The organism is Pelomonas sp. Root1237 (genome assembly GCF_001425055.1).
Taxonomy (GTDB): Bacteria; Pseudomonadota; Gammaproteobacteria; order Burkholderiales; family Burkholderiaceae_C; genus Pelomonas.
The window spans coordinates 1057744-1070887 of the sequence record NZ_LMDK01000016.1 but is presented as its reverse complement, the minus strand read 5'-3'; the positions used below and the strand labels follow the sequence as shown (position 1 = coordinate 1070887).

The window sequence follows — 13144 nt, the reverse complement described above, 5'->3', positions numbered from 1 at the left end:
AGTTACAGGTTTGCCCTAGTCGCGCACGATGCGGCCCGGCGCCGCCTGGGAAAGCGCCAGCGGGTTGTCGCGCAGCAGCTCGACGAGGGCGTCGATGTCGGTGCCGAGCACGGCGCGGTCGCGGCCATGCTTGAAACCCGCCTGGGCGTCGCCGCCTTCGGAGAGGAAGTTGTTGATGACGACGCGGTAGTTGCGCGCCGGATCGATCGGCTCGCCGTTGATGCGCGGGTCGACGAGTTGGGCGACGCCATCGGCCGCGGCGCGCCAGTGGTAGCGCAGCGTCGACGAGGGCTGCAGCATGCGCGGGGCGGCGTCGCCCTTGGGCAGCTGGCGCTGCAGGATGTCCAGCAGCTGCTGGCCGGTCAGCGTCACCGCGACGATGTCGTTGCCGAAGGGCTGGATGGCGAGCAGGTCACTCATCGTCGTGGGCTTGCCGGGCTTCACGGTCAGGTCGGCGCGGATGCCGCCGGGGTTCATGAAGGCCACGTCTGCCGGGCCCTGCTTGCGCGCGAAGGCGAGCTGGCTGTCCGCGATGAGGTTGCCCAGCGCGGAGTCGCCATGGGGCTCCTTGGCATTGCGCGAGGCGCCTTGCGTCAAGGTGGTGACCGGCTTGTTGCGGGCTGCTTCGGTCAGCGCGGCGGCCTGGGCCACCAAGGCGGCCAGTGCCGGGTTGGGCGCGTAGGCCGACTGCAGCACCGGGTGGTTGACGGCCTGGGCATCGAGCACGCGGCCGGCAGCGTCGAACTTGAGATGGCTTTCGGTGATCCAGCCGCCATAGCTGCCGGCTTGCACGACGAGGCGGCCATCGATCTTGCAGGTGTAGGCCTGATGGGTGTGGCCGCCGATGATGATGGCGTAGGCGGGGTCCAGGCGCTTGGCGATGTCCTGCACGCGGCCGGTCAACGTCGGGCAGGCGTAGCTCGGATCGTTGGCACTGGCGTCCCTTCCTTGAACGCCACCCTCGTGCATGACGGCCACCAGCACTTGCGCGCCTTCCGCCTTGAGCTGGGGGACGAGGGCATTCAGCGTGTCGGCCTCGTCGGCGAAGCGGATGCCTTTGATCGCCCGGGCGACGATGACATGCGGCGTCTCCAGCGTCGCTACGCCCGCGATGGCGACTTTCAGCGCGCCAGCCTGCTTGATGACATGGCTGGGCAGCAGCGGCTTGCCGGTGTTCGCGTCCAGCACATTGGCGCCGAGATAGGGAAAGCCGGGGCCCTTGTAGCCCGGCCACAGGCAACCGCCTGCGCCGCATTCGCCGCGGGTCTGGCGCAGCAGCTCGGGCAGGCCGGCATCCAGCTCGTGGTTGCCCAGGGCGCTGGCGGCGATGCCGAGCTGGGACATGGCCGTCAGCGTCGGTTCGTCGCGCAGCAGATTGGAGATCAGCGGCGAAGCGCCAATCAGGTCGCCGCCTGCCACAACCAGGGCATCGGGGTTCCTGGCCTTCAGCGCGGCCAGGGCCGTGGCCAGATACGCGGCGCCGCCGGCAGGCTGGGACTTGAGCGCGCCTGTGGCGTCGGGGAGGCGCGGCAGCAGCGGCGTGGGGTCGGCGGGCTGGATGTTGCCGTGGAAGTCGTTGATGGACAGCAGCGTCAGCTCTGTCGTGGCGGGCTGCTGCTGGGTGGCGCAGCCGGCAAACAGGGCGCCCAGCACGAGGCCGGTGGCGAGACGGAAGGAGTGGGTAAAGGCCATGACGGAGCTGCTTGGAGGAGGCTGGGATCTTGGAGGTCGGTTTGTAGCGCGAGTTTGTCGCGGTTTCGCGACATCACGAGGTTCTGCCGCAAGGTTTACATTCCAGTAAAGATTGCACCATATCGGTGCTACAGGCGGCCCGATTCGTGGCTTGGTTCCGTGATTCCCAAGTCAGCGGGCCAAAAACGGGGAGTAATGTCGCCGGCCGGCGATGCACTGTCCCAGTGCTTCACGCCGGGCGCGAGTGTCTGAATCGGGCCACTTCTGACTTACCCGTAAAGTTCTGTCACAGAAAGTCATGACAATTCCGGGGCGCTTTGCGAAGCGTCTTTCTGCCGCGGTCATCGACGAACGGCACCCTACTGAATCTGTTGAAGCCCGCGCGCTTGGCGCACCCACTAGGAGTCTAGGAATGAAGAGCAGACTATTCTGCAAGACCGCCACCGCCCTGGCAGTTTCCGTGCTGGCCACCGGCACGGTGTACGCGCAGCAAGCGCCGGTGGATCAAGCCAAGGAAGAGGCCGCACCGCGCGCCAAGGACGATGCCGTCCGCCTGGGCACGATCACGGTCATTGGTTCCGGTGCCAAGCTGGCCGGTGGCAATATGATCAATGACGACTCCGTGAAGGGCCGCAGCACGATCACCAAGGCCGCGATGGAAAAGGAAATCGCCACCGGAAACGTGCTGCAGAGCATTGCGCAGCTGCCCGGCGTGAACACCTACAACTACGACGCGACCGGCCTAAACGGCGGCGACGTGAGCATCCGCGGCTTCGGCTCCGATCAGATCGGCTTCACGGTGAACGGCGTGCCGGTCAACGATTCGGGCGGCTATGCTTTCTATGCCCAGGAAATGATCGACAAGGAGAACCTCTGTACCGCTTCGGTGGCCCAGGGCTCTCCCGAGCTGGAATCGCCCCACAGCGGCGCCACCGGCGGCAGCGTGAGCATGATCACCTGCGACCCGAATGACACGAGCCGCCTCCGCTTCTCGCAGACGTTCGGCGGCCTGAACCTGTTCCGCTCCTTCCTGCGTGTCGACACGGGTCGTTTCCTGGACAACAAGGCCAAGGTCTTCCTGAGCTATTCGCATGCCGAAGCCGACAAGTGGAAGGGTGTCGGCAAGCTCAAGAAGGACCATGTCGACGCCGGCTTCACGCTCGACCTGAACGAGGACAACCACATCCTGGGCTCGATCCTGTACAACCGTTTGTACAACCAGAACATCTTCTCGGTCAGCCTGTGCCAAGCTCAGCTCGTTCCGCTCTCCAGCTGCGCCGCCTCCTTTGCCTCTGGCTCTGATGCCAATGGCACGCCCTATGGCTACAACTATGACTACGGCGCGAACTTCAAGGCGCTGAAGACACCGGTGGGCGGCACGGCCCAGACCGACGTCACCCAGTCGCCGGTCTACTACGGCATGGCGCTGAACCCGTTCAAGAACGTGATTGCGTCGGTGTCGGGTTCCTTCAAGGTCGCCCAGGACACTTATTTGAAGGTCCAGCCCTACATGTGGTACGGCTTTGGCAACGGCGGCTGGTCACAAGTCATCCTTGACGAAACCGGTACCGCTGCCAAGACCGGTAGCTCGGGGACTAGCCTGATTGGCGGTGCCATTGACATCAATGGCGATGGCGACAAGCTGGACAAGGTTGCCGTGGGCCGCGCCAGCGTGACCAAGACCATGCGTCCCGGCATCACCGGCGAACTCAGCACCACGCTGGACAGCCACTACCTGAAGCTGGGCCTGTGGTATGAGCGTGCCCAGCACCGCCAGACCCAGCCGGGCGTCCGCATCAATGCCGACGGCACGCCGGCGGACCCCTGGCTGCAGGACGGCTGCATCAAGCGCACTGACGGCACCTGCTACGAAGGTCGCGACAGCAAGACGATCAGCACCGCCTACCAGATCTACCTGAACGACCAGATCACGCTGTTGAACGACCGCGCCTTCATTTCGCTGGGCCTGCGCCTGCCGCATGTGACGCGTGACGTGACCAACTACGCTAGCGAGACCCCGGTCCCGACCTACACGCTGGTCAATGGCGTCTATACCAAGGGCGCCAACGTCTACCAAGACTTCAACATTACGCGTTCGTTCCGCAAGGCGCTGCCGCAAATCGGTGCCCGCTTCAACCTGGACAGCAAACAGCATGTCTTCCTGAATGCCGCGAAGAACTTCCGCGCACCACCGAACTATGCCTATCAGGTCAGCTCCAGCGGCGTCTATGTAGCTTCCGTCAACGGCGGCCCGGTCCAGCCCTTTGTAGAGGTCAAGCCGGAAACGTCGACGATGATCGACGGCGGCTACCGCTTCCAGTCGAAGGACATCTCGTTCACGGCTACGCTGTTCAGCTCAGACTTCAAGAACCGCCAGGTCTCGGCGACGGACCCGAATACCCTGGTCACCACCTATGTAAATGCCGGCGGCGTGAAGAACCGTGGCCTGGAGATGGAAGTCGGCAGCGGCGTCTTCGGCGGCTTCTCGGCCTATGGCTCGCTGACGCTGCAGAAGAGCAAGATCACGGACGATCTGCAGCTGACCGCTACCGGCTTCCTGCCGATCAAGGACAAGGAGTTCGGCAAGACGCCCAAGAAGATGGCCGCCCTGTCCGTGCAATACGAGCAAGGCCCGGTCTATGTGCGCCTGAAGGGCAAGTACACCGGCTCGCAGTACGTGGACCTGATGAACCAGGAAGCCGCCCCCGCTTACACCACCGGTGACCTGGACGCCGGCTTCAAGTTCGGCAACTTCGGCTCGCAGCTGAAGAACGCCCAACTGCGCCTGAACGTCAGCAACATCGGCAATGCGAAGTACCGCAGCGCGTCTTCGATCCTGACCAACACGCAGGCAACGCCGCTGCGGACGACGAATGGCTCGACCGCATCGCAATCTGCCAGCACCGAGTTCTACTACCTCGGTGCCCCGCGCTTCACCTCGCTGACCTTCAGCGTGGATTTCGAGTAAGTAGCTTGACTGCCGGGTGCACAAGGCCCGGTCAGTCGGTTCGGCAACCGCGAGTGCAGCCAGAAGCTGCCTCGCGGTTTTTTTGTTGCCGGGGCCTGGTTTTCAGCGGTGGATGTCGCCCAGGCAGAGGTACTTCACCTCGACATAGTCCTCGATGCCCTGGCGCCCGCCCTCGCGCCCCAGGCCCGATTGCTTGACGCCGCCAAACGGCACCTCGGCCGTCGAGATCAGGCCGGTGTTGACGCCCACCATGCCGTATTCCAGCGCCTCGCCGACGCGGAAGATGCGGCCGATGTCGCGGCTGTAGAAATAGCTGGCCAGGCCGAACTCGGTGGAGTTGGCCAACCGGATCGCGTCCTCTTCGGTCTGGAACTTGAAGATGGGCGCCACCGGGCCGAAGGTCTCCTCGCGCGAGCACAGCATCTGCGGCGTCGCATCGGCCAGCAGCGTCGGCTCGAAGAAGTTGCCGCCGGCGGTCTCGATGCGCTTGCCGCCCGCCAGCAGTTTGGCACCCAAGGCGATGGCGTCGGCGACATGGGTCTCGACCTTTTCCAGCGCTGCAGCGTCGATCAGCGGCCCGACATTGATGCCGGCATCAAACCCATTACCTGTCTTCAGCGCCGCGACCTTGGCCGCGAATTTCTCCAGGAAGGCGTCGTAGATACCCGCCTGCACATAGATGCGGTTGGCGCAGACGCAGGTCTGGCCGGCGTTGCGGTATTTGCTGGCGATGGCGCCTTCCACGGCGGAGTCGAGGTCGGCGTCGTCAAAGACGATGAAGGGCGCATTGCCGCCCAGCTCCAGGCTGAGCTTCTTGATGGAAGGCGCGCACTGTTTCATCAGGATGCGGCCGACCTCCGTGCTGCCGGTGAAGGACAGATGGCGCACGACATCGCTCTCGCACAGCACCTGACCGATCTCGATGGATTGCTGGGAGTCCGCCGTCAGCACGTTCAGCACGCCGGCCGGCATGCCGGCCTGCTGGGCCAGTTCGGCAGCAGCCAGGGCCGTCAGCGGCGTCGCCTCGGCCGGCTTGATGATGACGGTGCAGCCGGCGGCCAGGGCCGGGGCGACCTTGCGCGTGATCATCGCCAACGGGAAGTTCCACGGCGTGATGGCCGCGCAGACGCCGACGGCCTGCTTGATGACGAGGTAGCGCTTGGTCGGGTCGGTCGTCGGGATGGTCTCGCCGTAGACGCGCTTGCCCTCCTCGGCGAACCAGTCGAGGAAGCTGGCGCCATAGATGACTTCGCCGCGCGCTTCGGCCAGCGGCTTGCCCTGTTCGGCCGTCATCAGCCGGGCCAGGTCGTCGGCGTGCTTGACGAGCAGCTGCTGCCAGCGCACCAGCACGGCGGCGCGCTCCTTGGCGGGTTTGCTGCGCCAGGCGTTCAGCGCGTTGGCGGCGGCGGCGATCGCCGAATCGGCGTCGGCGCGGCCGAGGTTGGGCACCTGGGCCAGTTCGCGGCCGGTAGCCGGATCGTTGACCGCAAACGTGGCGGAGCCGCCGACCCATTCGCCATTGATCAGGGCCTGCGTGCGCAGCAGGCCGGGGTTGTCGAGCGCGTCCAGTGGGGAATTCGCGTCCATCAAGGGTTCTCCAGAGGTATCGCCCGGGACTCTACCCGGGGCAAGTAAAGCCCCCTCTCTACAATCGCCCCTCCTTGTCACAGACCTTTTCCAGGAAGCCCCGGAATGAAAGCCGCCGAGATCCGCCAGACCTTTCTGAAGTTCTTCGAGTCGAAAGGCCACCAGATCGTCGCGTCCAGCCCCGTCGTGCCGGGTGACGACCCGACGCTGCTGTTCACGAACGCCGGCATGAACCAGTTCAAGGACGTGTTCCTGGGCTTTGACAAGCGCGCCTACTCACGCGCCACCACCAGCCAGAAGTGCATCCGCGCCGGCGGCAAGCACAACGACCTGGACAACGTCGGCTACACGGCGCGCCATCACACCTTTTTCGAGATGCTGGGCAACTTCAGCTTCGGCGACTATTTCAAGAAGGACGCGATCAGCTATGCCTGGGAGCTGCTGACGGTCAACTTCAAGTTGCCGGCCGACAAGCTCTGGGTCACCGTCTACGAGGAAGACGACGAGGCCTACGACATCTGGAACAAGACCGTGGGCGTGCCCGCCGAGCGCATCGTGCGCATCGGCGACAACAAGGGCGCGCGCTACATGTCCGACAACTTCTGGATGATGGGCGACACGGGCCCCTGCGGCCCCTGCACCGAGATCTTCTACGACCACGGCCCCGACGTCGCTGGCGGCCCCCCGGGCTCGGCCGAGCAGGACGGCGACCGCTACATCGAGATCTGGAACAACGTCTTCATGCAGTTCAACCGGACTGAAGACGGCGTGATGCACCCGCTGCCCAAGCCCAGCGTGGACACGGGCATGGGCCTGGAGCGCCTGGCTGCGGTTCTGCAGCATGTGCATTCCAACTATGAGATCGACACCTTCGTGACGCTGCTGGCTGCGGCCAAGAAGGCTGTGGACGCGGCCGGTGGTGGCGACTGTGACGCCACCAGCCCGTCGCTGAAGGTCATCGCCGACCACATCCGCGCCTGCTCGTTCACCATCGTCGACGGTGTCATTCCCGGCAACGCCGGCCGCGGCTATGTGCTGCGCCGCATCGCCCGCCGCGCCATCCGCCACGGCTACAAGCTAGGTGCACGCACGCCGTTCTTCCACAAGCTGGTCGCGGCGCTGAGTGCCGAGATGGGCGAGGCCTACCCCGAGCTGCGCCAGGCGCAGGCCCGCGTCACCGACGTGCTGAAGCAGGAGGAGGAGCGCTTCTTCCAGACCATCGCCACCGGCATGGAAATCCTCGAAGCAGCCCTCGCCAAGGGCGGCAACGTCGATGGCGACACGGCCTTCAAGCTGCACGACACCTACGGCTTCCCGGTCGACCTGACCGCCGACGTCTGCCGCGAGCGCGGCGTGACGGTGGACGAGACGCGCTTCAACGAACTGCTGGACGAGCAGAAGAACCGCGCCCGCGCCGCCGGCAAGTTCAAGATGGCGCAAGGCCTGGCCTACAGCGGCGCGCCGACCGAGTTCCACGGCTACGAGCACCTCGTCTGCGAGCACAGCAAGGTGACGGCCATCTACGTCGATGGCGCTCAGGTCAACGGGGCGCAGGCCGGCGACGATGCCGTCATCGTGCTCGACCACACGCCCTTCTACGCCGAGAGCGGCGGCCAGGTCGGCGACGCCGGCGAGCTGCGCAACGGCACGACGCGCGTCGTCGTCGCGGACACGATCAAGATCCAGGCCGATGTGTTCGGCCACCATGGCCAGGTCGTGGAAGGCTCGGTCAAGGTGGGCGATGTGTTCGTTGCCCGCGTTGACGCCGAGCGCCGCGCCAAGACCGTGCGCAACCACAGCGCCACCCACCTGATGCACAAGGCCCTGCGCGAGGTGCTGGGTGCCCACGTGCAGCAGAAGGGCTCGCTGGTTACGCCTGAGCGCACGCGCTTCGACTTCGCGCACAACGCGCCGATGACGGCCGAGGAGATCCGCGAGGTCGAGTCGCTCGTGAATGCCGAGATCCTGGGCAATGCCGGGGCCAACGCCCAGGTCATGGCGCTGGACGACGCGCAGAAGTCGGGCGCCATGATGCTTTTCGGCGAGAAGTACGGCGAGACGGTGCGGGTGCTGTCCATCGGCTCCTCCAAGGAGCTGTGCGGCGGCACCCACGTGAAGGCCACGGGCGACATCGGCCTGTTCAAGATCGTGGCCGAGTCGGGCGTTGCGGCTGGCATCCGCCGCGTCGAAGCCGTCACCGGCGACAACGCGCTGGCCTATCTGCAGCTGCTGGAAACCACGGTGCAGGGTGCCGCGATGACGCTCAAGACCTCGCCGCACGAGCTGGGCGCCCGCCTGCACGCGGTGCTGGACCAGATCAAGTCGTTGGAGAAGGAACTCACCGCTGCCAAGAGCAAGCTGGCCTCCGCCCAGGGCGATGAGCTGCTGGCCCAGGCCGTGGACGTGGGTGGCATCAAGGTGCTGGCCGCCAAGCTGGAAGGCGCCGACGCCAAGACGCTGCGCGAGACCATGGACAAGCTCAAGGACAAGCTGAAGACGGCGGCCATCGTGCTGGCCGCGGTCGACGGCGACAAGGTCCAGCTGGCAGCCGGCGTGACGGCCGACAGCATTGGCAAGGTCAAGGCCGGCGAGCTGGTCAACTTCGTCGCCCAGCAGGTCGGTGGCAAGGGCGGCGGCAAGCCCGACCTTGCCATGGCCGGCGGCACGCAGCCGGCCGGCGTGGCCGCGGCGCTGCAGAGCGTGGCGGGCTGGGTGGCTGAGCGCGTGTAGTCAACACCTGGCCCCCGCCCTGAACAGGCCCGCTGATCGCGGGCCTTTTTCTTTGGTGGATACGGCCTGGGGCAGCAAGCTGCCGACCATGCCGACGATCGTGCGTTTCGTCGGCAAGTGCTGGCCCGCGAGGAGGGCGCCGACAACACTGCGCCGGCCCTCCAACCCTCCCCATGCCGCATGGCGGGCGGTCCTGCCTCGCCGTGTCGAGCCGCGGGATCGGTGTGTCCAGAACAGAAGAAACCCCGTGATGAACCACAGAATCTGCGCGATCGCCCTGGCCGCATGCGCCGCCTCGTTCACAGTCCTTGCAGCCGATGCGCCGCAGGCGCCCGCGTCTGCGGTCAAGGCGGCGCCCACCCTCGGTCTGCAGGCTCGCCTCGAAACCAGCGTGGGCGGCAAGGTGCCCGCCATGGGCGCCGTGGTGATACGCGGTGGCCAGGTGACGGAGCTTGTGGTGGCCGGCCTGCGCGCCAAGGGCGACGCCGAACCGGTCCGGCCGGGCGATGTCTGGCACCTCGGCTCCAACGGCAAGGCCATGACGGCCACGATGGTCGCGCGACTGGTGGAACGGGGCGTGTTGTCCTGGGACGCCCCGCTGAGTCAGTTGCTACCCGAGCTGGCCGTGGACATGCAGGCCGCCTATCGTGACGTCACCCTGCGTGACCTGCTCGCACACCAGGCCGGCCTGCAAGCGGACATTGATGAATCCTGGATGGCGGTGTTCTACAAAGACAAGCGCCCTTTGCACGAACAGCGCCTGGCCTTCGCCCGCATCGCGTTGGCGCAGCCTCCCGCCTTTGCGCGCGGTGCCGGCGACGGCTACTCGAACTCGGGTGTGCTGATCGCCGGCCTGGCCGCCGAGCGCGCCGCTGGCTTGCCCTACGAGACCCTGTTGCAACGCGAGCTGTTCGAGCCGCTGGGCCTGCGCAGCGCGGGGTTTGGTGCCACCCACCGCGGCCAGCCCTTGGGGCACAAGGCTGGCGAACCCGTCGAAGGCGTGGAGGCGGACAACCCCGCCGTCATTGCGCCGGCCGGGGGCATCACCATGTCGCTGGAAGACTGGTCCAAGTTCGCGGTCGACCAGATGGCCGGCGAGCACGGACGCGGCAAGCTGCTGAAGGCGCAGACCTACCACCTGTTGCACCAACCGGCGCGTGAAGGCGGCAAGTTTGCGCTTGGTTGGCGGGCGCAGAACAGCATGGCCGGCGTGAACGCCCGCCACCTCGCCCACACCGGCAGCAATCAGGCCTGGTTCGCCCTCATCGTGCTGAAGCCGGACACCGAAGATGCCGTGCTGGTGACCAGCAACGCCAGCGAGGACGTCGAGGCCGACAAAGCCGTCCGCGCGGTGGCAGTTGCCACGCTCAAGGCCATGGCGCCCTAGGCGGGCATCAACAAGGAGCGCCCAGGGCTCAGAAGGTTTCCCAGTCGCCTTCGGCGGCCGCCGGTGCCGGTGCCGGTGCCGGGGCAGGGCGGGGCGCGACGACGGAGGCGGGCTTCGCGGCAGCGGGCTTGGGTGCTGCCGCCTTGAAAGGCGCCTTGGGTGCTGCGGCCTTTGGAGCGGGTGCGTGCGCCTTCGTCGGTGCCGGGACGCTGGCCCTGCGCTGCGGCTCGCTGCCGGCCACGCGGAACACGGCGACGGCCTCGACAAGGCGCTGGGCTTGCTCCTTCAGGCTCTCGGCCGCGGCGGCGGACTCTTCCACCAGGGCGGCGTTCTGCTGCGTCATCTGGTCGAGTTGCACGACCGAGGTGTTGACCGAATTGATGCCCTCGCTCTGCTCGGTGGCGGCCGAGCTGATCTCGCCAATGATGTCCTGCACGCGCTGCACGCTGGAGACGATCTCGCCCATCGTCGTGCCGGCCGTCTGCACCAGGCGGGCGCCGTTCTCGACGCGCTCGACGCTGTTGCCGATCAGCGCCTTGATCTGCTTGGCCGCCTCCGCGCTGCGGCCGGCCAGGGAACGCACCTCGCCGGCCACGACCGCGAAGCCGCGGCCCTGCTCGCCAGCGCGCGCCGCTTCCACGGCGGCGTTCAGCGCCAGGATGTTGGTCTGGAAGGCGATGCCGTCGATGGTGCCGATGATGTCGGAGATCTTCTTGCTGGCGACATTGATCTCGTCCATGGTCGTGACGACCTGGCCGACGACCTCGCCGCCGCGTGTCGCGGCCGCCACGGCGGACTGCACGAGCTGGTTGGCCGTGCGGGCCGAGTCAGCGGTCTGCCGCACGGTGCCGGTCAGCTCGCTCATGGACGAAGCAGCGTTCTGCAGGTTGCTGGCTGTCTGCTCGGTGCGTTGGCTCAAATCCAGGTTGCCGGTCGCGATCTCGGTGCTGGCCGTGCCGATGCTGTCGACCGAGTTGCGCACCGTGCCGATGGTGGTGGCCAGGCGCTGGCGCATGCCCTCGGTGTCCTGGATCAGTGAGCCGATCTCGTCGTTGCGACTGCTGCTGACCGACTGGGTCAGGTCGCCCTCGGCAATCGCGCCGACGGCCTTCTGCAGCGAGGCCAGCGGCTGTGCGACCCAACGGCGCATCATCCACATCAACCCGAAGCCCAGGCCCACGGCAGTCAGTGCGAGGGCGCCCCAGAAGAACCACAGCGTCGTGCGGCCGGCGGCCTGAGCCTCGCCGCGTGAGACCTGGGCGACGACCCAGTAGCCGGTCTTCTCGCTCTTGCGCGCCACGGCGAAGTTGTCGGTCTTGCCGTTGCCCAGCACATCGGGCACGTCGTCCAGCACGACGGCGCTGGCGGTCTGTTCGGCCAGCGTCTTCTCGAAGCCGGGTGCGACGCTGGACAGCAGCTTGCCCTTGGCCGACGGGTGGGCGGCGAGCAGGGCCTTGGTCGGGTCCTTGGGCACGGCCACGATATAGGTGCCGCCGTGCTCGAAGAACTTGGCGCTGCCGGCCATGCGGTCCATGGCGAGCTCGAAGGCGTCGAGGTCGAAGCCGACGAAGAGGATGCCGATGACCTTGCCGGCGTCGCTTTTGATCGGTTCGTAATGCGTCATGTAGGCGCGGCCGAACAGCAGCGCGCGGCCGGTGTAGGGCTTGCCGGCGGAAACCGTGGCATGGGCAGGGTGCTGCTTGCCCAGCATCGTGCCCATGGCGCGTTCGCCCTTCTCGTTCTTCAGCGAGGTCGTGATGCGTTCGAAGTCGTCGCCCTTGGCCGCGAAAACGGTGGCCACACCGCCGTTGACGGCCGCGAACTTGTCGACCTGGGTGAAGTTGCCATTGAGCTTGGGGCCCCAGTCGCGCAGGTCGCCGGTGGCTTCGTCCAGTGTGAAGCTGGGGCCGAAATCCTGGCGGAAGGAGCCAAAGCTGCGCTGGATCTGCTTGGCGGCGACGTCGTCCATCGCCTGCATCGCGTCGATCAGCGACTCGGCCTTGTCGCCCACCCAGGTCTGCACCTGGTCATTGGCGGACCGCTTCAGCAGTGTGCCGACGATAAGGCTGACACCCAGCAGCACCACTGCAACGGCGACTGCGCCGGTCAGAGACACCTGGCGGGCAATGGAGTTGTTGGGCTGACTCATGCGAATCTCCAGGGGCCAAAGCAAGCAAGGCTCCGCACACCCCGCCTCGTTGCGGGGGGCACGTGAACAGGAATCAGGGCAGGGCGGTCAAGCGGCGATGGCCGCTTCCATCAGGCCCATCTCGGCACTGCTCATCAGGCCTTCGATGTCCATCAGGATCAACATGCGGTCGCCGACGGACCCGATGCCGGTGATGAAGCTGGTATCCACCGACGCCGAGCTCAACTCGGGGGCCGGCTTGATCGCGTCGCGGCTCAGCTCCAGCACGTCCGAGACCGAATCCACGACGGCGCCGACGACGCGGTTCTTCACGTTCAGCACGATGACGACCGTGAAGCTGTTGTACTCGGCGCTCGGGCAGTTCAGCTTCAGGCGCAGGTCGACGATGGGCACGATGACGCCGCGCAGGTTGACGACACCTTTGATGAAGTCCGGCGCATTGGCGATGCGCGTGGGCTGCTCGTAGGAACGGATCTCCTGCACTTTCAGGATGTCGATGCCGTATTCCTCGGAGCCCAGGCGGAAGGTCAGGTACTCGCCGCTCTTGGGGCCATGGGCCTTGGCGCTGAGGGCACCGGGTTGGCGCAGGGCAGGGACGTTGCTGGCTTCCATGCAGACCTCCTAGTTATGT

The 13144-nt window shown here is 66.3% G+C and carries 7 protein-coding genes; 3 read left to right on the top strand and 4 right to left on the bottom strand.

The window, feature by feature from the left end; all coding sequences use genetic code 11:
* Positions 1–15: 15 nt before the first annotated feature.
* Entirely contained in the window at positions 16–1692 is a 1677-nt protein-coding gene (locus tag ASC91_RS17660; RefSeq protein ID WP_056199363.1) for a bifunctional UDP-sugar hydrolase/5'-nucleotidase, read from the bottom strand.
* Between the two features lie 412 nt (positions 1693–2104).
* On the opposite strand from ASC91_RS17660, the gene ASC91_RS17655 reads away from it, so the two are divergent.
* Positions 2105–4660, top strand: coding sequence for a TonB-dependent receptor (locus ASC91_RS17655; RefSeq protein WP_056199361.1), 2556 nt, complete (start codon positions 2105–2107; stop codon positions 4658–4660).
* Positions 4661–4762: 102 nt separating this feature from the next.
* Here ASC91_RS17655 and ASC91_RS17650 read toward each other — a convergent pair whose 3' ends face one another.
* On the bottom strand, positions 4763–6247 hold the full coding sequence (locus ASC91_RS17650) for an NAD-dependent succinate-semialdehyde dehydrogenase (protein WP_056199358.1): 1485 nt from the start codon (positions 6245–6247) through the stop codon (positions 4763–4765).
* Positions 6248–6352: 105 nt separating this feature from the next.
* Here ASC91_RS17650 and alaS point away from each other — a divergent pair, with 105 nt between their 5' ends.
* Complete coding sequence (gene alaS / locus ASC91_RS17645; protein ID WP_056199355.1) at positions 6353–8977, top strand: alanine--tRNA ligase; 2625 nt, start codon at positions 6353–6355, stop codon at positions 8975–8977.
* Positions 8978–9227: 250 nt separating this feature from the next.
* Positions 9228–10364, top strand: coding sequence for a serine hydrolase (locus ASC91_RS17640; RefSeq protein WP_056199347.1), 1137 nt, complete (start codon positions 9228–9230; stop codon positions 10362–10364).
* Positions 10365–10392: 28 nt separating this feature from the next.
* On the opposite strand, the gene ASC91_RS17635 is transcribed toward ASC91_RS17640, so the two are convergent.
* On the bottom strand, positions 10393–12513 hold the full coding sequence (locus ASC91_RS17635; protein WP_082532755.1) for a methyl-accepting chemotaxis protein: 2121 nt from the start codon (positions 12511–12513) through the stop codon (positions 10393–10395).
* Positions 12514–12600: 87 nt separating this feature from the next.
* On the bottom strand, positions 12601–13125 hold the full coding sequence (locus ASC91_RS17630; protein ID WP_056199343.1) for a chemotaxis protein CheW: 525 nt from the start codon (positions 13123–13125) through the stop codon (positions 12601–12603).
* Between the last annotated feature and the right edge of the window lie 19 nt (positions 13126–13144).

Excerpts from the sequence above, each read along its gene's own strand:
- alaS (WP_056199355.1), top strand. The coding sequence starts at position 6,353 with ATGAAAGCCGCCGAGATCCGCCAGACCTTTCTGAAGTTCTTCGAGTCG.
- ASC91_RS17630 (WP_056199343.1), bottom strand. The coding sequence starts at position 13,125 with ATGGAAGCCAGCAACGTCCCTGCCCTGCGCCAACCCGGTGCCCTCAGC.
- ASC91_RS17635 (WP_082532755.1), bottom strand. The coding sequence starts at position 12,513 with ATGAGTCAGCCCAACAACTCCATTGCCCGCCAGGTGTCTCTGACCGGC.
- ASC91_RS17640 (WP_056199347.1), top strand. The coding sequence starts at position 9,228 with ATGAACCACAGAATCTGCGCGATCGCCCTGGCCGCATGCGCCGCCTCG.
- ASC91_RS17650 (WP_056199358.1), bottom strand. The coding sequence starts at position 6,247 with ATGGACGCGAATTCCCCACTGGACGCGCTCGACAACCCCGGCCTGCTG.
- ASC91_RS17655 (WP_056199361.1), top strand. The coding sequence starts at position 2,105 with ATGAAGAGCAGACTATTCTGCAAGACCGCCACCGCCCTGGCAGTTTCC.
- ASC91_RS17660 (WP_056199363.1), bottom strand. The coding sequence starts at position 1,692 with ATGGCCTTTACCCACTCCTTCCGTCTCGCCACCGGCCTCGTGCTGGGC.